Origin of the sequence: Nocardia exalbida NBRC 100660, from assembly GCF_000308575.1 — a bacterium.
In the GTDB taxonomy this organism is placed as follows: Bacteria; Actinomycetota; Actinomycetes; order Mycobacteriales; family Mycobacteriaceae; genus Nocardia; species Nocardia exalbida.
Map to the genome: position 1 here is coordinate 47,186 of NZ_BAFZ01000113.1, position 21,160 is coordinate 68,345.

Below are 21,160 nucleotides of genomic sequence, written 5' to 3' on the forward strand. Positions count from 1 at the left end.
CTCAGTAGCCCTGCATCACCTTGCGCAGCGCGTACTCGGTGAGCGCGACCAGCGCCTGCTTGGCCGGCTCACGACGACGCGCGTCGATGGACAGGATCGGCACATCGGCGGGCACGGCGAGCGCCTGCCGGATGTCCTCGATCGGGTACCGCGGCGCGTCGTCGAATTCGTTGAGCGCCACCAGGAACGGCAGGCCGCGCGCTTCGAAGTAGTCGACGGCCGCGAAGCTGTCCTCCAACCTGCGGGTGTCGACCAGCACGACGGCGCCGATGGCGCCACGGATCAGGTCGTCCCACATGAACCAGAACCGATACTGGCCAGGCGTGCCGAACAGGTACAACACCAGATCGTCGGCGAGACTGATCCGGCCGAAGTCCATCGCCACCGTGGTGGTCGACTTCATCGGAATGCCGGTCAGGTTGTCGATCCCGGCGCTGGCGTTGGTCACCAACGCCTCGGTGCGCAGCGGAACGATCTCCGACACAGCACCGACCAACGTGGTCTTCCCGACGCCGAAGCCACCGGCGACCACGATCTTCGCCGATGTCGGCTTGCTGGTACGGGTGTCGACCTGCGCCGTCGAATCAAATACGCCGGAGTCCACTGAGAACCCTTTCGATCAGCTCGCGACGCTCATCGTCGCTGGAATCGTCTTTCAAAGTCGCCGATACGCGTACGTGCCCGGCCTCGATCAAATCGGCCACGAGCACACGGGCCACCCCGATAGGGATGCCCAATCGGGCTGCTACCTCGGCAACGGACGGCGATTCTCTGCACAACTCCACGATTGACGTCTCGATGTTGGTCAGTTCGAACTGCCGCTCGAGGGCGACCGGATGCGATGCGACGAGAGCCTCCAACGCCAACTCGACCGCGGGCCTGGTACGGCCTGCGGTCAGCGAGTATGGGCGTACGAGGCTCGGCTCGGCGCTCCCCACGCGGTGATCTTCTATGTCCATCCCACCATCAGGAACCCATCGTGACGCGTGGCGTGGCCTGAACAGTCTGGCCAACACGCTCGACCAACAGAGCCATCTCGTAACCGACCTGACCGATGTCACACGAAGTGTTGGTCAGCACCGCGAGATAGGAACCGTCGCCGACAGCCATGAGTAGCAGGTAGCCGTGCTCCATCTCCACGACGGACTGCAGCACGGTGCCGCCCTCGAACAGATTCGAGACGCCGACCGACAGGCTGGCCAGACCGGCCGTGACGGCCGAGAGCTGTTCGGCGCGGTCGACGGGCAGCTGGGCACTCGCGGCCATGAGTAGGCCGTCCGCCGAGACCAGGACGGCATGGGCTACGCCAGGAACCTCGTTGGCAAAGTTCGAAACCAGCCAATCCAGCTGACGATTCGTACCACCTAGATCGGGGTTCATCGGTCTCCTTTATCTCCGGTTAGGTTCATTGCTCTCATTGCGCGGCCATCCCGGACGCCCTGCTGGTGACGACTCAAGCTGGACCTGATCGTTTCTGGGTCACGGCGCGGCGCCCGATCCGCCGCACCGCTTACGCCGCCGGGGACAAGCCTTCCGCCCGGATTGCGTTGCGGCAAGCCGGCAGCCGTTTTCGTCTCGGGCTGCGCCTCACTGGCGCGCCGAGCCGCTTGCCAACCTTCGTCACCCGGCGATTCGAAGGAGGCGGCCACCTGGGACCGATCCGCGTTGGGATCCGACAGCCACGCCGACATCATCTCGGCGAAGATCGGCGTTCCGCCCATCGACGCCCCCGACTCGTCCGCGGGCTGCAACCTGGTCTGGAAGAACGAGGCCGTCTTGGCCGGGTTGGACCGGAAGCTGTGCTTGCCCGGATCGCGCCCCGGCGCGGTGGCGGGCTGCTCTTCGCTCGCGGCATGCTGGCCACGCTGCGGCAGCGCGATACCCGGCGGCACCGGCTGGCGCTGCGGCGCTTGAGCGCCCGGCTGCCGTTGCGGCAGACCGGTCAGCCCGCTCTCGCGCTGCGGCGGGCTCGACGGTGCGGGCGGACGCTGCGGCAGACCGTTCACCGCACCCGCCTCACGCTGCGGCAGACCACCCGGCGCGTCACGCTGCGGCAGACCGTTGGAAGCCGAATCCCGTTGCGGCAGACCGTTGACAGCGGGCACGCGCGCCGGAGCCCGGCTCACGCTGCGGCAAGCCGTTGACGGAATCGCGCTGCGGAAGGCGATGGGCGCCGGAATCCCGCTGCGGAAGACCGCCGGTGGGTTCGCGCTGTGGCAGACCACCGGGCGCGGCGTCGCGCTGCGGGAGGTTGGGCGCCGGATGCCGCGGCGGCAGGCCGGTCGAGCCGGCTCACGCTGCGGCAAACCACCCAAAGCCGACTCACGCGACGGCAGACCGGTCGAACCCGGCTCACGCTGCGGCAAGCCGCCTAAAGCCGACTCGCGCTGCGGCAAACCACCGGAGGCCGAGTCACGCTGCGGCGCACCGTTCGAACCCGGCTGCCGCTGCGGTAGGCCGGTCGAACCCGGCTCACGCTGCGGAAGGCCACCGGCGGACTCACGCTGCGGCAGACCACCCAAACCGCTTTCCCGCGGCGGCAGACCACCCAGACCGGTCTCGCGCGGTGGCAGACCGCCCGCCGGGTCGCGCTGCGGCAGACCTCCGGAAGCGGCTTCGCGCTGCGGCAGGCCGCTGGACGCGTCCCGCTGCGGCACACCATTGGTGCCCGGCTGCCGCTGCGGCAGACCCGTGCTCGGCTGCGGCACACCATTGGCACCCGGCTGACGCAGGGGCAGTTCGCCCGAGTTCGGGTCGCGCGGCGGCAGGCCCGAACCGGACTGCTCCGCAGGACCACCGGGCTGGCGCGGCGGCGGACCGCCAGGGGTGAGGTTGCGCTTGGGCAGGTTGGCCGCGGCCAGCTTGCCGCGCTGCGGACCGCTCGGCGCCTGCTGTCCGGGCGCGGGCCGCAGGCTGGTCGCCGACTGCTGCGCCTCCGAGCGCATTCCGCTCGACGACATCGCCGAACCCGGCTGCCGCTGCGGCAGTCCGCCGGGGCCGGTGGGGATCGGACCGCTGGGCGTGCCGGTGGGCTTGGCGCCGGCGACCGGAATCGGGCCGCTCACCCCGGGATCGACAGTGACCATGACATTGCCCCCAGGAGTCCGGGTGACGGCCCGCATCTGCATGGACGACGGACGCTGCGGCGCGGCGGCCTGCGGCGAGGGCTGCGGGGTGACGGGCTGCGGCTGCGGGGTGACGGCCTGCGCCGCGCTCGGCTTGCCCGCGACGATCAGTCCGACCGGCACGTGCACGGTCACCGTCACGCCGGGATCGCGCGCGGTGTCGAAGGTCGGGCGCAGCCGCACGGTGACACCGTGCCGCTCGGCGAGCCTGCCGACCACGAACAGACCCATGTGGCGGGCCGTGTCCGGCCCCGGCTCGGCGGTCTGCTCCAAGCGGTGGTTGATGTCGGCCATCTCGGCGGGCGGCATACCGATGCCGCGGTCGGCCACCTCGATGAGCAGGCCCTGATCGTGCGCCTGCGCGAAAGTGAACTTGACGTCGGTCTCCGGCGGCGAGGCGCGCAGCGCGTTGTCCAGCAGCTCGGCGAAAAGGTGCGCGAGGTCGGAGGCAGCGGGTTCCTTCAGTGAACCGCGCGGCGTGGCGCCGAGCTTCACGCGCTCGTAGTCCTCGACCTCGGAGATCGCGGCACGCAGCACGTCGGCGATCTCGACCGGGGCGGACTTGGCGCGGCGCTGCCTGGTACCGGCCAGAATCAGCAGGTTGTCGCCGTTGCGGCGCATGCGGGCGGCGAGGTGGTCGAGCCGGAAGAGGTTTTCCAGCAGGCGCGGGTCCTTCTCGTCGTACTCCATCGCCTCGATGAGGGTGAGCTGATGGTCGACGAGCGACTTCGAGCGCCGCGCCAGGGTCTCGAACATGTCGTTGACCTGCGAACGCATCTTCGCCTGGTCACTCGCCAGGCGCAGCGCCTGGCCGTGGATGTCGTCGACCGCGCGGGCCAGCTGGCCGATCTCCTCGGTGCTGCGCACCGGCATCGGCTCCAGCGGCACCTCTTCCGGCGAGGCGCCGTTACGGAGCTGGGCGACCTCGTGCGGCAGGTCGCTCTCGGCCACGCGCAGCGCGGCCAACCGCAGCCGGTGCAGCGGGACGATCATCGAGCGGGCGACGAAGACCGCGAGCAGGAGGGCGGCGAGGATGGTCGCGATGACGACGGCGGTGTAGGTCCACGCGTCGCGCTGGGCGGTGGTCACCAGCGAGTTCATCGCGGAGTCGATGTCCTTGGTCGCCTTGCCGACGACATGCTCGTAGACCGCGAGGCTGTCGGTCAGCGACTTCTTCAGGTCGCCGACGGGAAGCTGGCCCGCCTGCGCCTGCGGGCTGGTCAACAGCGCGATCCTGGTGTCGATGCCGGCGCGCAGGTCGGCGATCGAGGTGTCACCGTCGGAGAAGCGATGCGCGAGCACGTTGAGCAGCGCGCGCTCGGTGTTGGAGGCGATGAGGAAGTTCTGGACGCCGGACTGCTGGGAGCGCAGCACCTCGGGGAAGGCGGCGAGTTCGCTGACCAGCGTGGCACGGGTGTTGAGCGAGTCGACCAGCCGCAGTTTGGCGGCGTCGACGGCGGTGTCGCTGACCTGGCCGACCGTGGTCTCGACGATCCGGACGCTGTCGCTGCGGACGCGGTCGATCAGGGCGAGAGTGTCCGACGGCGGGCCGGTGGAGACCGATTTGCCCTGGGCACGCACGCCCTTGGCCTGGGTGAGCATGCTGTCGATGGCGGTGCGCGCGCCGGGCACGCCGTCGAGCTTGGTGACCGCCTTCTCGGCGTTGGCGATCGCCTTGTCGAGATCCGCGAGGTTCTGGTCGGTCACCACGGACTGGTTCGAGCCCAGCGAGATCATCTGCGAGCCCGCGGTGGTGGCGGTCTGCGCGCTCAGCGCGGTGACCGAGGGGATCGCGGCGACATTCTCCGAGATGTCGGCGAGCCGGTTCGAGTCCGCGAACTCCGATGAGATCCTGGACACGCCGAGCCCGACCGCGACCGCCAGAGGCACGGCGAGCACCGCCGTCACCTTCCAGCGCAGGTCCCAGTTGCCCAGAGCCCAGCGGCTGCTGCCGGACCTAGCGGCGTCACGCATCTCCCACTCACTTTCCAAACTGGCCTCTACCACGCGCCATCAACCGAACCTCCACATTCGCGTGCTTGGCTCGACAGGTGGAGCTGGCCGAGAGCTGCGGCTGGCCGAGAAATTGCGTCTACGACGGCCCAAATAAGTGACATCAGATTCTAACGGATCAATAACTTCTTGGGTGACTGGGCGTGATATCGCGATCATTGACCTGCCAGTTCCAGGCAAAACCAAAGGTAGCGGCACCCGCCCGGGCGTCGCGTGAAGTCTGCCACAATCAACCAGATCTATCGAGGCGGGCATCGAGGCGAGGCTAGGGAGTCACGGGGTTGAACGTGCGGCACGAGTATCGACCGGCCTATCAGACCAGCTTGGTGGATCCCGCCGAGTTCTGGGCCGGCGCGGCCGAGGCGATCGACTGGGACGTACCTCCGGCGCAGATCGTCGATACCGGCGCCCGCCCGGTGGCCAGGTGGTTCTCCGGCGCTCGCCTGAACACCTCCTTCAACGCGCTCGACCGGCACGTGCACCCCACCATGCCCGGCGCCCCCGATCTCGCCGACCAGCCCGCCCTGATCTACGACTCGGCCATGATCGGCGCCACCGTCGTCTACACCTACGCCGAGCTGCTCGACGAGGTGTCGCGGTTCGCCGGTGCGATGGCCCGGCTGGGCGTCTCGGCGGGCGATCGGGTGGTGATCTACCTGCCGATGATCCCCGAGGCGGTGATCGCGATGCTGGCCTGCGCTCGCATCGGCGCGGTCCACTCGGTGGTGTTCGGCGGCTTCGCGGCCCCGGAACTGGCCGCCCGCATCGATGACGCGGAGCCGGTGCTGATCATCACAGCCTCCGGCGGCCTGGAACCGGGCAAGAAGATCGAATACCCGCCCATCGTGTTGCAGGCGCTGGATCTCGCCGAGACGACCGCGCCGCGCACGGTGATCGTCAAGCAGCGGCCGCAATTCGACACGATCCCTTTCCCCGCGCCGCAGCCCGCCACCGAGTACCTGCCGAGTTCGGCGCAGACCGTGGCCGCGCAGTGGCTCGACTGGGACGACGCCGTACGCGACGCGCCCGCGGCCGATCCGGTATCGGTCGCCGCCACCGATCCGCTCTACATCCTCTACACCTCCGGCACCACCGGTAAGCCGAAGGGCGTGGTCCGGGACAACGGCGGGCACGCGGTCGCCCTCGCCTGGTCGATGCGCAACATCTACGACATCGACGCGGGCCAGGTGATGTGGGCCGCCTCCGACGTGGGCTGGGTGGTCGGTCACTCCTACATCGTCTACGCGCCGCTGCTGGTCGGAGCTACCACGCTGCTGTACGAAGGCAAGCCGGTCGGAACGCCGGACGCGGGCGCGTACTGGGAGGTGGTGGACAAGCACAAGGTCGAGGTGTTGTTCACCGCCCCGACCGCGCTGCGCGCCATCCGCAAGGCGGACCCTCGCGCCGAGCTGGCCCACCGCCACGACCTGTCCTCACTGCGCGCTCTGTTCTGCGCGGGCGAACGCCTGGATCCGGCCACCTACACCTGGGCCGAGGAAACCCTGCTCGCGGGTCGCTCGGACTGCCCCGTGGTGGATCACTGGTGGCAGACCGAGACCGGCTGGCCGATCTGCGCTAACCCGCTCGGCCTGCAGCGCCTGCCGATCAAACCGGGCTCGGCCTCGGTACCGGTACCCGGCTACCGACTACGGGTGCTCGACTCCTCCGGCAACGCGGTGGCGCCGAACACCGAGGGCAACATCGTCATCGGCCTGCCGCTGCCGCCCGGCACGCTGACCGGCCTCTGGCGCGACGACGCCCGCTACGGGCGCTCCTATCTCTCCGCCTATCCCGGTCACTACCTCACCGGCGACTCCGGCTACTTCGACGAGGACGGCTACCTGTACGTCCTCGGCCGCAGCGACGACGTGATCAACATGGCCGGGCACCGGCTCTCGGCGGGCAGCATCGAGGCGGCCATCGCGGGGCACGAGGCGGTCGCCGAATGCGCCGTGATCGGGCTGCCCGACGAACTCAAGGGGCACCGGCCGCTGGCCTACGTGGTGCTCAAGTCCGGTGTCGACATCGATCCGGACCGCCTGCGCGACGAGCTGATCGAGCGGGTGCGCGCCCAGGTCGGCGCCATCGCCACGCTGCACGACGCCGTCGTCGTGACGGCGCTGCCCAAGACCAGGTCGGGCAAGATCCTGCGTAAGACCATCCGGCAGATCACCTCCGGTGAGACGTTCGAAGTGCCCTCCACCATCGAGGACCCGGACGTCCTCGCGGCGCTGGAGCAGCAGATCCGCGCGGCGCGCCCCGAGTGGCGGGACCCGGCGCGGGACAACAGCGAGAACACCGATGACGTGGTGGCGCCCGGCGTGGATCCGGTTGTGCCGTCCTAGGTTTCCATATCGCCGGTGCAACGTCCTCAGAGTTTCCTCAGAGGATGTTCAGATCGGTGCCAACCGTTCGAAATAGCCTCGAGACCGCCCCGAAACCGAATCGATGATCTGGAGGCAACACATCATGAAACGTTCCGTAGGCCGCCCCGCCGTCGCCGCTCTCGCCGCAGGTGGATTCGCCACGGTCACGTTGTTCCTGAGCCCCGCCATCGCAGGCGCGGGCCCGATGGAATACGCAGAGCCGCTGCTGACCTCGGACTGCTCGTTCGCCCAGGTCGACGCGGCGCTGCACGACAAGGCGCCGCAGCTGGCCGCGGTGCTCGACGCGAACCCGAGGCAGAAGGCCGAGTTGCAGCGCAGGTTCGACCAGCCGGTCGAGCAGCGCCGGGCCGAGTTGCGGCGGGCCATCGACGAGAACCCGGACGCGGTGCGCCAGGCGGAGAACGACCCGCGAACCACGCAGTTGCGCGACACGATCCGGGTCGTGGCCGAGACCTGCCACAACTACTGATCCCGCGCGGAGATGGACGACTCGCCGGGTTCGCTCCGGCACCCCGGCGGGTCGTGAACCCGTATCCCGCGTGCCCGACTCGCACAACGCGAGGTTTCACCGGAGGCGGGGAGCAGAATGGATGACGTGACCTCGACTCCGAATCCGACGGTCCTCGTTGTCGACGACGACGAGGACGTGCTCGCCTCGGTCGAGCGCGGGCTGCGGTTGTCCGGCTTCCAAGTCCTCGTGGCCAGGGACGGCGCGCAAGCGCTGCGCAGCGTGAACGAGAACGCGCCCGACGCCATCGTGCTGGACATGAACATGCCCGTGCTCGACGGCGCCGGGGTGGTCACCGCCTTGCGCGCGATGGGCAACGAGGTGCCGATCTGCGTGCTCAGCGCTCGCGCGTCGGTGGACGACCGCATCTCCGGACTGGAGTCCGGCGCCGACGATTACCTGGTCAAACCGTTCGTGCTGAGGGAACTGGTGGTACGGATCCGGGCACTGCTGCGCAGACGGTCCGACGCACCCGCCCCCACCACACCGGGCGCGGTCACCGTCGGCCCGCTCGAGGTGGACGTCGCGGGATATCGCGCGCTGCTGCACGGCCGCGAGATCGAGCTCACCAAGCGGGAATTCGAGCTGTTGTCCACCCTGGCCAGGAACGTCGGCGTGGTGCTGAGCCGGGAGCGTCTGCTGGAACTGGTGTGGGGGTACGACTTCGCCGCCGACACGAACGTGGTGGACGTCTTCGTCGGCTACCTGCGCCGCAAACTCGAGGTGGACGGCACCCCCAGGCTGCTGCACACGATCCGCGGCGTCGGATTCGTGCTCCGAGCACCGAAATGACCGTGCCCGCCGTCGCACCGCCGGAAACCCGTCGGCGCCGGTCGTTTTCGCTGCGCACCCGGGTCGCGGGCGCCGCGGCCGCGGGCGCGATCATCATCGTGACCCTGATCAGCCTGATCAGCATTCGTGCCATCGAGCGCAACAACGTGCAGCAGTCCGACCAGCAGCTCGCCGTCGCGGCGCGGATCGTGCTGATCGAGCCGCAGCTCGCCGTCCGGTTCATCAGCCTGACCGGGCTGAACAACGACATGGCCGTGACCGTCCGGGACAACGGCGATGTCGTCGCGAGCACCCCCACCGAACTGCCCTCGCAGCCGACCGGTTCCCGCACCGTCGCGGTGAGCGGCACCCCGTACCGGATCCTGACCACCACCGAGAATCAACCCGCGGGCCGGGTGGTCTCGCTCGGCATCCCCGCCGCGGGCGCCGCCGAGGCCACCGCCGAGCAGCAACGGTGGGTGCTCGGCGGCGCTCTGCTGGCCATCGCCGCCGCCGCGGGACTGGGCTGGTTGCTCGCGGGCGCGGCGGTGCGTCCGATCGTGCGGCTCACCCGGCAGGTAGGCGCGCGCAGCGCGTATCCCGATCCCCGCAATCCACAGGCGCGGGTGGAGGGCGCGGGCGTGCACGAGGCCGAGCAGCTGGCCGACGCGGTGAACACCATGTTGCAGCGGGTTGATCAGGCGCATGCCCAGACCGCCGCGGCACTGGAGACCGCCCGCGATTTCGCCGCCGTATCCGCCCACGAGCTGCGCACCCCGCTCACCGCGATGCGCACCGACCTCGAGGTGCTGCGCACCCTCGACCTGGACGAGGCGCAGCGGGCCGAGATCCTCGACGACCTGCAACGCAGCCAGGGCCGCGTGGAGACCACGCTCGCGGCGCTGGAGCGGCTGGCCACCGGCGACCTGACCAACGAGCGCGACCACGTCGCCACCGACGTCGGCGACCTGTGCGACCAGGCCGCACACGACGCCATGCGGCATTTCCCCGGCCTCACCGTGCGCATCGATTCCGACGCCGAACTGGTCACCCGCGGCCTGCCCGCCGGACTGCGGCTGGCGGTGGACAACGCGCTGGCCAACTCGGTCAAACACGGCGGAGCCACCGAGGCCCTGGTCTCCGCGCACCGCGGGCGGGGCGGCCACATCGTGATCTCGATCGACGACAACGGCCGCGGCATCCCGCCGGAGGAGCGCGAAGCCGTCTTCGACCGCTTCTTCCGCGGCAGCCAGGCGAGCAAGGGCGGCTCGGGCCTCGGCTTGGCGCTGGTGGCCCAGCAGGCCCAATTACACGGCGGCCGAGCATATTTCGATGAAGGCACGCTCGGCGGAATCCGCTTGGTCCTGGATCTGCCCGGCAGTGTTTGATTTCCAGCGCCTGCGGCGCTGGGTGTTCGCGGCCCCTTTATGGCTCGCGTCCGAGCGACCACCGCTGGCGACTGCGTCGCGGACGCGGCGGCCACTCGGACGCGAGCCGGGCCGCGAACGGAACATGCTCGGTCTCGCTTCGCTCGCAACCCGGGGTTGAGGGTGAGCCGGGCACGTCGGCCTGCGAACGCGACACCGCGCCTGGACCTCCGAGTTCCTCCCCAAACCACGGCACAACCTCAGGGTCGGCACCAGTCGGTGCGACTAGCGCGAAAAGATCATTGGCGTAGCCAACCATCCGATGTATTGTTGGTCATACCAACATTGGCCACTCCAACGAAATGGCGTCATGTCCACCGATACCCTGCTCGCCGACCGCATCGAGATCGCCGACCTGTTCACTCGTTTCGCCCGCCTGCTCGACGAGAAGCGGTTGGCGGATGCCGGTACCGTCTTCGCCGACGATGTGGAGGTCCATTCGCCGCGTATCCGCGTCCGTGGCATCGACAAGGTCGTGGAATTCATGCGGCAGTCCGAGGTGGAAGGGGAACTCACCCAGCACACGACCACCGACCTGCTGGTGGACGTCGACGGCGACCGGGCCGCGGCCTCCGCGAACTCGTTCGTGTACTTCTACCGCGACGGCCAACCGCCCCATCAGACCAGCGGACTCCGCATGACCTGCACCGTGGTGCGCACGCCCGCGGGCTGGCGGCTGCGCGAGACACGGATCATGCTCGCCTGGATGCGCGAGGACTGACCGACCCTTACTCAACTCTCAGAGAAACGCCCAGGAGCGCGCCATAACTCGCGTTTAGGGTCTGCGGCGTGATCGAAAAACGGGCCCGCTGGGGCATTCTCGCCGTTGCGCTCCTCTCGGCCGGTGCCCTCGGCGCCGGAATCACCGCGTGTACCGGGAATGATCGGGGGCCGACGGGAATCGCTCTGGTCAACGCCGATACCGGGCCCACCGGTGCGCGCGTGGTCAAGGCGTTGCAGGACGCGGGTGGTTACGAATGGACCGCCGCCGCGCCGGGCGAGGCGAGCACCGGCGACTACGCCGCGGTCATCACGCTGCCCGCCGATCTCACGGAATCGCTGGGCACCCTGGCCGGGCCCGAGCCGAAGCGGGCCGAGGTCACCGTGGACACCAACGAAGACGCCGACGCCGACCTGGTGCACGGCGCGGTGACCGAGGTGACGCAGCGGATCGGGGCGGTGGGGGTCGACGCCGCCCTCACCGCCGTCACCCAGGCCAGGACCCAGCTGTCACAGGTGCGGTTCACCGCCCAACTGCTCGACGCGGGCGTCGGCGCGGCCGCCGCGGGGGCCGACCAGTTCAGCGCAGGCGCCGACCAGCTGCTCGGCTTCCTCGAGTCAGCCGAATCGGGTTCGGCGCAGCTCACTTCGGCCATCGCGCTGCTGAATTCCACCGTCGACGGCGCCGCCGCCCAAGCCGACCAGCTCGCCGCCGCCCTCGATTCGACCGGCATCACGATCGCGCAGGTGGAACGCACGGCGAACACGGTGAGCGGCGGACTGGACCAGATCCTGCCGCTGTTGCGCGCGCTGCCGTTCGCGAACGATCCGGCGCTGGCCGACATCATCGGGAAATTGGACGCCCTGCGCAGCGTGTCCGCGCAGGCGGGCTCTCAGCTGACCGGCCTCGGTTCGCTCGTCGGCGGCGCGGTCGACCCGGACACCGATCTCGGTACTCTGCTTCGCACCGTCGTCGACCGCCTGACCGGTGCGAGCGCGCAGCTGTCGGAGGGCGCGAAGCTCGCCGAGGGCCTACCCCAGCTCGCCGAACAGGGGGGCGCCCAGCTTGTCGACGCCATCAGCCGGCTCACCGGCGGCGTGGACCAGTTGCAGAGCATCGTCCACAACCTCAACACCCAGACCGACAAGGCCGTAGCCGCCCTCCCCCAGCGCAACAGCAGTCAGCAATCCGCACTGGCCTCCGCCCTCATCGACCCCGTCGAGATCGTCCGGCGATAGGCGGATACGACGATGGCCCGTGTCCCTCAGCGGAACACGGGCCATACATCTCACGGATTGCGGGCGGGCACTGGGCCGCGCCGCGAATCAGTTGGCGTTCAGCAGGTCGATCACGAAGACCAGGGTCTTGCCGGACAAGCGGTGACCGGCTCCCGACGGGCCGTAGGCCAGCTCCGGCGGGATGGTCAGCTGACGACGACCGCCGACCTTCATCCCGGGGATGCCGTCCTGCCAGCCCTGGATCAGGCCGCGCAGCGGGAAGGTGATGGACTCACCGCGGTTCCAGGAGGAGTCGAACTCTTCGCCGGATTCGAATTCGACGCCCACGTAGTGCACTTCCACAGTGCCACCGGGCACGGCTTCCTTGCCTTCGCCCTCGATGATGTCCTTGATCACCAGCTCGGTGGGCGCGGGCCCTGCCTGGAACTCGATCTCCGGTTTGGTCATTCGGCTATCCCCTTCGATAGGTGATGGATGGATTTCGTCAACGATTGGTGATCTCGCGGTAGTCGCGGGCGCCGTAGCCGGTGTAGATCTGCCGCGGACGGCCGATCTTCAGCGGTTCGCTGTGCATCTCACGCCAGTGCGCGATCCAGCCGGGGAGCCGGCCCATGGCGAACAGCACGGTGAACATCCGGGTCGGGAAGCCCATCGCCTTGTAGATGACGCCGGTGTAGAAGTCGACGTTCGGGTACAGGCGGCGCTCGATGAAGTAGTCGTCGGTGAGCGCGGCCTCTTCCAGGGCCTGGGCGATGTCGAACAGCTCGTCGTGGCCGCCGAGCTTGCTCAGGATGGCGTCGGCGTGCTTCTTGGCGATCGAGGCGCGCGGGTCGTAGTTACGGTAGACGCGGTGCCCGAAGCCCATGAGCTTCACCCCGTCTTCCTTGTTCTTGACCTTGCGGATGAACTCCTTGACGTCGCTGCCGCCCGCCTTGATGCTGTCGAGCATCTCCAGCACGGCCTGGTTCGCGCCGCCGTGCAGCGGGCCCCACAGCGCGTTGATGCCGCCGGACACCGAGGTGAACAGGTTGGCGTCGGACGAGCCGACCAGGCGCACGGTCGAGGTGGAGCAGTTCTGCTCGTGGTCGGCGTGCAGGATGAGCAGCATGTCCAGCGCCGCGGCGACCTCGGGGTCCACCTCGTAGGGCTCGGCCGGGAAGCCGAAGGTCATCCGCAGGAAGTTCTCCACCAGGCTCAGCGAGTTGTCCGGGTAGAGGAAGGGCTGGCCTACGGACTTCTTGTACGAGTAGGCCGCGATGGTGGGTAGTTTCGCCAGCAGCCGGATGGTGGACAGCTCGACCTGTTCGGGGTCGCGCGGGTCCAGCGAGTCCTGGTAGTAGGCCGACAGCGCGTTCACCGCCGAGGACAGCACCGGCATCGGGTGCGCGTTGCGCGGGAAGCCGTCGAAGAACCGCTTCAGGTCCTCGTGCAGCAGGGTGTGCCTGCGGATGCGGTCGGTGAAGTCCTCGAGCTGGGCCTGGGTCGGCAGCTCGCCGTAGATCAGCAGGTAGCTGACCTCGATGAAGGTCGAGGCCCCCGCGAGCTGGTCGATCGGGTAGCCGCGGTAGCGCAGGATGCCCGCCTCACCGTCGATGTAGGTGATCGCCGACTTGGTCGGGGCGGTGTTCATGAAACCCGGGTCGTATGTCACGTACCCGGTGCTGGCCAGCAGCTTTCCCAGCTCGATCCCGTCGTTGCCCTCGGCGGCCCTGGTGACCGTCATCGGGAACTCGCCGCCGGGGTAGGAAAGGACCGGCTTGGCGTCGTCGTCGACGTTGATGATGTTCTCAGCGGGCACGGAAGGATCCCTCTCAGGCTAGAACCACAGGCACCGGCGCGGTCGGCACACGATGCGCTTGCCTCAACGCTAGCCGTTCACCGACGCGGACAATACCGGAGGGTAGTCCTGCGGCGGCTCACAAACACATCCCGGCGCGGTGAGGTCCCGCAGGCACGGAGCGGAGCGATCGCGGTGCACGTCACACGGCGATTTCGGCGTGAGCGCGCCCGACACGGTAACGCGTGAAAGCCGGAAACGCGACCGCCGCGAGCACCACGCCCACCACCACGAGCGTGCCTCCACCGGCGGCGGCCACAGCGGTACCCAGGCTCGCCGCCGCGAAACCGTGGGCAACATCACCGATGCGCGGCCCACCCGCGACGACCACGGTGAACACCCCTTGCAACCGCCCACGCAGATCGTCGGTTGCCACCGTCTGCAGCATCGTGACCCGCAGCGCGGCCGAGACCATGTCCACCGCGCCGCCGAAGGCCGAGCAGGCCAGCGCGATCCACAAGCCCGCGCCGAGGGCGAGGCCGCGGCCGGTGAATCCGACGGCGAGGCCGAAGCCGACCATGGCCAGCCCCCACAGCACGATGCACACCAGCACGGCGAGGCCCTGCCTGCGGATACGCGGGATCCAGCCGGAGAACACCCCGCCGAGCACCGCGCCCGCCGACATCGAGGCGAACAGCAGGCCGAGTGCGACACCCCCGGTCGCCGGGTCGCCGAAGGTCTCGTGCGCGATCTGCGGGAACAGCGCACGCGGCATGCCGAACACCATGGCGATCACGTCCACCGCGAACGACGCGAGCAGCACCCGCTGCGTGGCGAGGTAGCCGAAACCGTCGAGCACCGTGCGGAATCCGGCGCGGCGCGCCGTCCCGGTCGGCGGCAGCGCGGGCAGCCGCCACACCGCCCACAGGGTGGCCAGCAGCGCGACGGCGTCGATCAGGTAGAGCGTGGCGAGGCCGACCGCGGGGATGAGCGCACCGGCCAGCACCGGCCCGGCGATGGCGCCGAACTGCATCACCGTCATGTTCAGCGAATTCGCGGCGGCCAGTTGGTCTTCCGGCAGCAGGCGGGGAATGGTGGCGCTGCGGGTGGGCTGGTTCACCGCGAAGAACGCCTGCTGCACGGCGAACAGGCCGAGCACGAGCCACACGTTCTGCACCCCGGCCGCCGCTTGCAGCCAGAAGGCCAGCGCCGTGAGCCCGGTGCCCGAATTCGTGATCAGCAGGAGTCTGCGCCGGTCCAGTACGTCGGCGAGGGCGCCGCCCCACAGGCCGAACACGATCAGCGGCACCAAGCCGAACAGCCCGGCCAGTCCGACGTAGCCGGAACTGCCGGTGATCTGGAAGATCTGCTGCGGCACCGCGACCACCGACAGCTGCGCGCCGATCATGGTGACGATGCCCGAACTCCACAGGCGTCGGTAGTCCGGATTTCGCAGCGGAGTGATGTCGGCGAGCAGTTTCACCGCCGCAGCGTACGCAGTCGTCGCGACCGGTTCGACGCGAGAATTGTCACGGGCGGGCAGGGAATACGTCAGGGTTGCAAGCGCTCGACCGTGGTCGTCCCGTCCTCGATCCGCACCCGGATGCGGTTGTGCAGCCTGCCGCGCCGTCCTTGCCAGAACTCGACCTCGTCGGGCCGCACCAGGAAGCCGCCCCAGTGCGGCGGTACGGGGATCTCGTCGACATCGGCGAACCGCGCGGTCGCCTCGGCCAGCGTGCGATCCAGTTCGGCCCGCGAGCCGATCGGCTGGGACTGGCGCGACGCCCAGGCGCCCAGCTGCGAGTCCCGCGGCCTGGAACGCCAGTACGCCGCCGTCGTCTCGGCGGGGACGCGCTCGACCGCGCCGCGCAGATGCACCTGCCTGCCCAGCGCGGGCCAGACGAAGGTGACCGCGGCGTACGGCACGGCGGTCAGCTGAGCGCCCTTGGCGGAGTCGTAATTGGTGTAGAAGATCACACCCTCCGGCGAGAGCCCTTTACACAGCACGGTCCGCGCGACCGGCCGGGGTGTGCCGTCGGCCACCGACACCGTGGCCAGCACCATGGCGTTGGGTTCGGCGATGCCCACCGCGGTGGCCTGTTCGATCCAGTGCCGCAGCAGCGGCTCCCAGCCACCGGCGAGCCAGGTCTCGTCCAGGTCGACGTCGTCGTTGCCGCCGTGCGGAAGGCCGCCGTAGTCGACCCGCATGGCCGCCAGATCCGATGAAGTGTCCAGGTCACGCATGGGCCAGACGTTACTCCCCGGTAGCAGCGAGCTAAGGTTTTGATGATCGGCATGTGCTCGTCAAATCCGACATCTTCCCATCGGCGAGAACGTGTGAACCAAGTGCAAGGAGAGTCGTGACATGACTACCAGCCCCGCGGTTTCCGGTGGGCAGGCCACCGTCCCCAGTGATTTCGTCAGTGGCCTCGAGGGCGTGGTGGCGTTCACCACCGACATCGCCGAACCCGACAAAGACGGCGGCGCGCTGCGCTACCGCGGCGTCGACATCGAGGACCTCGTCGAAGGCCGGGTGACCTTCGGTGACGTGTGGGCGCTGCTGGTCGACGGATCGTTCGGGCGCGGCCTGCCGCCCGCCGAACCCTTCCCGCTCCCGGTGCACACCGGCGACGTGCGCGTCGACGTGCAGGCCGGGCTGGCCATGCTCGCGCCGATCTGGGGCTACCAGCCCCTGCTGGACATCGACGACGAGACCGCCCGCGAGAACCTCGCCAGGGCCTCGGTCATGGCGCTGTCCTACGTCGCGCAGTCCGCGCGCGGCATCTACCAGCCCGCGGTCCCGCAGAAGAAGATCGATGAGTGCACCACGGTCACCGAGCGTTTCATGACCCGCTGGAAGGGTGACCCCGACCCGCGCCACACCGAGGCCATCGACGCCTACTGGGTCTCCGCCGCCGAGCACGGCATGAACGCCTCCACCTTCACCTCCCGGGTGATCGCCTCGACCGGCGCCGACGTCGCGGCCGCGCTGTCCGGCGCGATCGGCGCCATGTCCGGTCCGCTGCACGGCGGCGCGCCCGCGCGCGTGCTGCCGATGATCGAGGAGGTCGAGCGGACCGGCGACGCGCGAGCGCTGGTCAAGGGCATCCTGGACCGCAAGGAGAAGCTGATGGGCTTCGGTCACCGGGTCTACCGGGCCGAGGACCCGCGCGCCCGAGTCCTGCGCGCCACCGCGAAGCGGCTGGCCGCGCCGCGCTACGAGGTCGCCGCCGCGCTCGAGCAGGCCGCCCTGGCGGAGCTGCGCGAGCGTCGTCCGGACCGCGCCATCGAGACCAACGTGGAGTTCTGGGCCGCGGTGATCCTGGACTTCGCCGAGGTGCCCGCGCACATGATGCCCGCCATGTTCACCTGTGGCCGCACCGCGGGCTGGTGCGCGCACATCCTGGAGCAGAAGCAGCTGGGCAAGCTGGTGCGCCCGGCGGCCATCTACACCGGCCCTGGCCCCCGCAAGCCCGAAGAGGTCGCGGGCTGGGCGACGATCGCGCACACGTAGCCGAAGACCACGAACGCGCGGCCGCGAGCCGGGCGTGACCGCGGAAGACGTTGCGCCGCGGTCACCTCCGGCTCACGTGGCATCCGGGGGAGCCAGAGGACCAGAGGGATGCAGGACAGAGGAATATCGAGGCGGGGGATGCTCGGCGTCGGCGCCGCGCTGGCCGCAGTATTCGCCGCCACCGGGTGCGGCGCCACGCAGAACACGGCTTACGCACAGGCGCGCGTGTCGGCCGCGCCGAGCCCCGCCGCGGGGGTGCGGGCCGCCCCGGTCTCGGCAGCTCCGGCAGCCGGACCGCCGGCCACCGTCGCCGCCCGATACGCCGGTATCCGGCCCCAGCGGTGGGGCATCGATATGGCGGGAATCACAAGCACTTTCCCGGCCGTCGGCAAACAGATGGCGCTCACATTCGACGCCTGCGGCGGCCCGGGCAACAACGACATCGATGAGTCGCTGGTGAACTTCCTGATCACCGAGCGGATTCCCGCGACCCTGTTCCTCAACAAGCGCTGGATCGATGCCAACCGTGCGCGTGCCGCGCAGTTGGCGGCGAATTCGCTGTTCGAACTGGCCAATCACGGCGTCGCGCACAAACCGCTCTCGGTGAACGGCCGCGAAGCCTATGGCATCGCGGGCACCGGGTCGGCGCGGGAGGCCGCCGACGAAGTGTGGGCCAACCACGAGTTGCTGACCGCGCTGACCGGCGCGCCGCCGCGATTCTTCCGCGCGGGCACCGCGCATTACGACGATGTCGCGGTGTCCATCGTCAACGAATTGGGCGAAACTCCGGTCGGTTTCGGTATCAACGCCGATTTCGGCGCGACCGCGCCTGCCGCCAAAGTGCAAACGGCGATGAATGCCGCCGCCCCGGGCGCTATTGCGCTGGCCCATATGCACCGGCCGCATTCGGGAACCGCGGCGGGCATGGCCGCGGCGCTGCCGAAGATCCGCGCGATGGGTTTCACCTTCGTGCACCTGTAGCCGCTCGGCCGATTCGCCCGCGGTTCACTCCTCGAGCGACGCGGTCCAGTCGACGGCGACCGTTTCGCCGTGGTCGACCTCGAAGAAGGCGACCTCCAGATGCTGGCCCAGGTCGACGAGACGGATGGCGTTCAACGGCACCGGCTGGACCAGCCGCACCCGCCACGGTTTGGCCTCGTCCCAGGCGCGCAGTTCGAGGTCCAGACGCAGCACCGGGTCGTCGCGACCGGAGTAGTCGGCCGCGACCGGCGCGGCGGCGAGCACGGTGGCGTCGGCGCGGCGGCCGTCGGCGAGAATCTTCGCGATGCTCGCCCGGCCGGATTCCTCCAGGTCGGGCACGTACAGCACGAGGCGGTCGCGGTCGCGCGGGTCGACCCGGCAGCACACGACGTCGCCCGCCCGCATCCATTCCAGATCCGCGTCGGCCACCCGTTGCCGCACCCTGCTCTCGTAGGGGAATTCCCCCGCCAGCTGCACCCGCACCCAGAACACGTGCCCCGGTTCGGTGCGCCGCGGACGCACGCCGAGGATCGTCGCGGTCCCCGACTCCCCGCGGATCAGCAACTCCCGCCGCATCGCGTCCGAGACCGTCGCACCGCGCAGCCGGAAGTTCCGTGCCCGCTCGCGCAGTCGCCACCCCGAGTTAGCTGACGCCATGCTCATGGGCGCTTACGTTAGCCGGAGTGTGGGCGTCGCCACAGCGATACCACCGACTACCCTGTTCGCCATGACCTCTGCGTTTCCGACCATTCCCGACGATCTCAAGCCCGCCGACGGACGGTTCGGTTGCGGCCCCTCCAAGGTGCGCCCGGAGCAGCTGCAGTCGCTGGTGAACGTCGGCGCCTCGGTGTTCGGAACCTCGCATCGGCAGAAACCGGTCAAGGACGTGGTGGCGCGCGTGCGCTCGGGCTTGCGCGAGCTGTTCGGCCTGCCGGACGGCTACGAGGTCGTGCTCGGCAACGGCGGCACCACCGCGTTCTGGGACGCCGCCGCGTTCGGTCTGGTCCGGGAGCGTTCCCTGCACCTGACCAACGGTGAGTTCAGCTCGAAGTTCGCCGCGGTGACCAAGGGCAACCCGTTCATCGGCGATCCGATCGTGGTCTCGTCCGAGCCCGGCAGTGCGCCGGAGCCGGTGTCGGACCCGTCGGCGGACCTGATCGGCTGGGCGCACAACGAGACCTCGACCGGTGTCTCCATCCCGGTCCGGCGTCCGGCGGGCTCGGACCACGCGCTCGTCGCCATCGACGCCACCTCCGGCGCGGGCGGCCTCCCGGTGACCATCACCGACGCCGACGTCTACTACTTCGCCCCGCAGAAGTGCTTCGCCTCCGACGGTGGCCTGTGGGTCGCGCTGATGAGCCCGGCGGCGCTGGCCCGGGTGGAGGAGATCAAGGCGTCGGGCCGCTGGACGCCCGATTTCCTGTCGCTGCCGATCGCGATCGACAACAGCACCAAGGACCAGACCTACAACACCCCCGCGCTGGGCACCCTGCTGCTGTTCGCCGACCAGATCGAATGGCTCAACGGCAACGGCGGGCTGGACTGGGCGGTCAAGCGCACGCTGGACTCGTCGTCGCGGCTGTACTCCTGGGCCGAGTCGAGCGAGTACGCCACTCCCTATGTCACGGACCCGGCGCACCGCTCGCAGGTGGTCGGCACCATCGATTTCGCCGATTCGGTCGACGCGGCCGCGGTGGCGAAGATTCTGCGCGCCAACGGCATCGTGGACACCGAGCCGTACCGCAAACTGGGCCGGAACCAGCTGCGCATCGGCATGTTCCCGGCGATCGATCCGGACGACGTCAGCCAGCTGACCCGCGCCATCGACTGGGTCGTGCAGAATCTCGGCTGAGCGCCGCGTAATCGGATCCGACGGCCGCAACACGCCCGGGATCGACACGCCGCAGAATTAGGCGCAGCGGAGCAAACAGAGCAGATTAGCGGGGCGCGGACGTCTCTCCGGAGATTTCCGTGCCGCGTGTCCTGCCCCATGAATCTCAGATGTGCACTACTGTTTCGGAAAGTGGGCGGTGTCGCGAGTCGACGCGATAAGGAGGTAACGGTGCGTGAACTTCGAGTGATCGGGGTGACGCCCGACTCCACGCACATCGTGTGTATCGACACCGAGTCCGGTCAGAAGTTCCGGCTGCCCGCCGACGACAAACTGCGAGCCGCCGCGCGCGGAGACCTTGCCCGATTCGGCCAGATTGAGATCGAAATGGAAGCAACTATGCGTCCCCGCGATATCCAGGCCCGTATTCGCGCAGGGGCCTCCGTAGATCAGGTCACCGAAGAATCCGGAATGCCGGCCAGTCGCGTCGAGCGATTCGCCTATCCGGTCCTGCTGGAGCGAGCCCGCGCCGCCGAACTCGCCCAGAAGGCCCACCCGGTCCGTCCCGACGGTCCCGCCGTGGACACCCTCATCGATGTGGTCACCGCCGCGTTCACCGCGCGCGGACACAACATCGAGGGCGCCGAATGGGATGCCTGGAAGGACGAGAAGGGCTACTGGGTCGCTCAGTTGCAGTGGCAGAACGGGCGTTCCGAGATCGCCGCGCACTGGCGTTACCAGCCGGACGCGCACGGCGGCTCGGTCTCACCGCTCGACGATCCGGCCTCCGATCTGATCGATCCGGATTTCGGGCGCGCGCTGCGCGGGCTGGCGACGATCGTGCCTCCCGAACCCGAACCGGCCCCG

19 protein-coding genes are annotated in these 21,160 nt (G+C 69.2%); 10 read left to right on the top strand and 9 right to left on the bottom strand.

The window, feature by feature from the left end; translation table 11 throughout:
* Window position 1: 1 nt before the first annotated feature.
* From ON29_RS25570 to ON29_RS34015, 4 genes are read right to left on the bottom strand one after another with little or no spacing between them, the layout of a single operon-like run.
* Entirely contained in the window at window positions 2-604 is a 603-nt protein-coding gene (locus ON29_RS25570; RefSeq protein ID WP_174186021.1) for a GTP-binding protein, read from the bottom strand.
* Window positions 585-959: a DUF742 domain-containing protein gene (locus ON29_RS25575; protein WP_014981573.1), complete on the bottom strand. Its 375-nt coding sequence runs from the start codon at window positions 957-959 to the stop codon at window positions 585-587. Before ON29_RS25575 ends, ON29_RS25570 begins: the two co-directional genes overlap by 20 nt.
* Before the next feature lie 7 nt (window positions 960-966).
* Complete coding sequence (locus ON29_RS25580) at window positions 967-1,380, bottom strand: roadblock/LC7 domain-containing protein (protein ID WP_011207200.1); 414 nt, start codon at window positions 1,378-1,380, stop codon at window positions 967-969.
* Window positions 1,377-5,099 (bottom strand): sensor histidine kinase, encoded by a 3,723-nt coding sequence (locus ON29_RS34015; protein WP_217999292.1) that lies wholly within the window; start codon window positions 5,097-5,099, stop codon window positions 1,377-1,379. Before ON29_RS34015 ends, ON29_RS25580 begins: the two co-directional genes overlap by 4 nt.
* Window positions 5,100-5,419: 320 nt before the next feature.
* On the opposite strand from ON29_RS34015, the gene ON29_RS25590 reads away from it, so the two are divergent.
* From ON29_RS25590 to ON29_RS25615, 6 genes are all read left to right on the top strand, one after another.
* A complete protein-coding gene (locus tag ON29_RS25590) occupies window positions 5,420-7,483 on the top strand; it encodes an AMP-binding protein (RefSeq protein WP_040870212.1) in 2,064 nt (687 codons plus the stop codon).
* 124 nt (window positions 7,484-7,607) lie between these two features.
* The gene (locus ON29_RS25595) at window positions 7,608-7,994 is read left to right on the top strand and encodes a hemophore-related protein (protein ID WP_040870241.1); all 387 of its coding nucleotides are present in this window, start codon (window positions 7,608-7,610) and stop codon (window positions 7,992-7,994) included.
* 126 nt (window positions 7,995-8,120) lie between these two features.
* Window positions 8,121-8,825 carry a response regulator transcription factor gene (locus ON29_RS25600; RefSeq protein ID WP_373283920.1) on the top strand — a complete coding sequence of 235 codons (705 nt, stop codon included), beginning with the start codon at window positions 8,121-8,123 and terminating at the stop codon, window positions 8,823-8,825.
* Window positions 8,822-10,192: a sensor histidine kinase gene (locus tag ON29_RS25605; RefSeq protein WP_083864067.1), complete on the top strand. Its 1,371-nt coding sequence runs from the start codon at window positions 8,822-8,824 to the stop codon at window positions 10,190-10,192. The genes ON29_RS25600 and ON29_RS25605 overlap by 4 nt, the downstream gene beginning before the upstream one ends.
* A gap of 349 nt (window positions 10,193-10,541) precedes the next feature.
* Entirely contained in the window at window positions 10,542-10,952 is a 411-nt protein-coding gene (locus ON29_RS25610; RefSeq protein WP_040870214.1) for a nuclear transport factor 2 family protein, read from the top strand.
* Window positions 10,953-11,020: 68 nt separating this feature from the next.
* Window positions 11,021-12,190: a YhgE/Pip domain-containing protein gene (locus ON29_RS25615; RefSeq protein WP_040870216.1), complete on the top strand. Its 1,170-nt coding sequence runs from the start codon at window positions 11,021-11,023 to the stop codon at window positions 12,188-12,190.
* A gap of 87 nt (window positions 12,191-12,277) precedes the next feature.
* On the opposite strand, the gene ON29_RS25620 is transcribed toward ON29_RS25615, so the two are convergent.
* The 4 genes from ON29_RS25620 to pdxH all read right to left on the bottom strand — a co-directional run bounded on the left by ON29_RS25620 (window position 12,278) and on the right by pdxH (window position 16,211).
* Window positions 12,278-12,637 (bottom strand): FKBP-type peptidyl-prolyl cis-trans isomerase, encoded by a 360-nt coding sequence (locus tag ON29_RS25620; RefSeq protein WP_040870217.1) that lies wholly within the window; start codon window positions 12,635-12,637, stop codon window positions 12,278-12,280.
* 37 nt (window positions 12,638-12,674) lie between these two features.
* The gene (locus ON29_RS25625; RefSeq protein WP_083864068.1) at window positions 12,675-13,988 is read right to left on the bottom strand and encodes a citrate synthase; all 1,314 of its coding nucleotides are present in this window, start codon (window positions 13,986-13,988) and stop codon (window positions 12,675-12,677) included.
* Between the two features lie 181 nt (window positions 13,989-14,169).
* Entirely contained in the window at window positions 14,170-15,450 is a 1,281-nt protein-coding gene (locus ON29_RS25630; protein ID WP_040870218.1) for an MFS transporter, read from the bottom strand.
* Between the two features lie 68 nt (window positions 15,451-15,518).
* Complete coding sequence (gene pdxH / locus ON29_RS25635; RefSeq protein ID WP_040870220.1) at window positions 15,519-16,211, bottom strand: pyridoxamine 5'-phosphate oxidase; 693 nt, start codon at window positions 16,209-16,211, stop codon at window positions 15,519-15,521.
* A 121-nt stretch (window positions 16,212-16,332) separates the two neighbouring features.
* Between pdxH and ON29_RS25640 the strand changes: the two genes are divergently transcribed.
* Window positions 16,333-17,481 (top strand): citrate synthase 2, encoded by a 1,149-nt coding sequence (locus ON29_RS25640; RefSeq protein ID WP_040870221.1) that lies wholly within the window; start codon window positions 16,333-16,335, stop codon window positions 17,479-17,481.
* 108 nt (window positions 17,482-17,589) lie between these two features.
* Window positions 17,590-18,462: a polysaccharide deacetylase family protein gene (locus ON29_RS25645; protein WP_245549110.1), complete on the top strand. Its 873-nt coding sequence runs from the start codon at window positions 17,590-17,592 to the stop codon at window positions 18,460-18,462.
* A gap of 24 nt (window positions 18,463-18,486) precedes the next feature.
* Here ON29_RS25645 and ON29_RS25650 read toward each other — a convergent pair whose 3' ends face one another.
* Window positions 18,487-19,125 carry a hypothetical protein gene (locus ON29_RS25650; protein WP_040870223.1) on the bottom strand — a complete coding sequence of 213 codons (639 nt, stop codon included), beginning with the start codon at window positions 19,123-19,125 and terminating at the stop codon, window positions 18,487-18,489.
* Window positions 19,126-19,189: 64 nt separating this feature from the next.
* On the opposite strand from ON29_RS25650, the gene serC reads away from it, so the two are divergent.
* Window positions 19,190-20,314, top strand: coding sequence for a phosphoserine transaminase (serC, locus tag ON29_RS25655; protein WP_040870224.1), 1,125 nt, complete (start codon window positions 19,190-19,192; stop codon window positions 20,312-20,314).
* Window positions 20,315-20,524: 210 nt separating this feature from the next.
* The coding region (sepH, locus tag ON29_RS25660; protein WP_040870246.1) for a septation protein SepH at window positions 20,525-21,160 on the top strand (636 nt) is incomplete at its 3' end.

Excerpts from the sequence above, each read along its gene's own strand:
- ON29_RS25610 (WP_040870214.1), top strand. The coding sequence starts at position 10,542 with ATGTCCACCGATACCCTGCTCGCCGACCGCATCGAGATCGCCGACCTG.
- ON29_RS25620 (WP_040870217.1), bottom strand. The coding sequence starts at position 12,637 with ATGACCAAACCGGAGATCGAGTTCCAGGCAGGGCCCGCGCCCACCGAG.
- ON29_RS25580 (WP_011207200.1), bottom strand. The coding sequence starts at position 1,380 with ATGAACCCCGATCTAGGTGGTACGAATCGTCAGCTGGATTGGCTGGTT.
- serC (WP_040870224.1), top strand. The coding sequence starts at position 19,190 with ATGACCTCTGCGTTTCCGACCATTCCCGACGATCTCAAGCCCGCCGAC.
- ON29_RS25595 (WP_040870241.1), top strand. The coding sequence starts at position 7,608 with ATGAAACGTTCCGTAGGCCGCCCCGCCGTCGCCGCTCTCGCCGCAGGT.
- ON29_RS25640 (WP_040870221.1), top strand. The coding sequence starts at position 16,333 with ATGACTACCAGCCCCGCGGTTTCCGGTGGGCAGGCCACCGTCCCCAGT.
- ON29_RS25645 (WP_245549110.1), top strand. The coding sequence starts at position 17,590 with ATGCAGGACAGAGGAATATCGAGGCGGGGGATGCTCGGCGTCGGCGCC.
- ON29_RS25575 (WP_014981573.1), bottom strand. The coding sequence starts at position 959 with ATGGACATAGAAGATCACCGCGTGGGGAGCGCCGAGCCGAGCCTCGTA.
- pdxH (WP_040870220.1), bottom strand. The coding sequence starts at position 16,211 with ATGCGTGACCTGGACACTTCATCGGATCTGGCGGCCATGCGGGTCGAC.
- ON29_RS25605 (WP_083864067.1), top strand. The coding sequence starts at position 8,822 with ATGACCGTGCCCGCCGTCGCACCGCCGGAAACCCGTCGGCGCCGGTCG.
- ON29_RS34015 (WP_217999292.1), bottom strand. The coding sequence starts at position 5,099 with ATGCGTGACGCCGCTAGGTCCGGCAGCAGCCGCTGGGCTCTGGGCAAC.
- ON29_RS25650 (WP_040870223.1), bottom strand. The coding sequence starts at position 19,125 with ATGAGCATGGCGTCAGCTAACTCGGGGTGGCGACTGCGCGAGCGGGCA.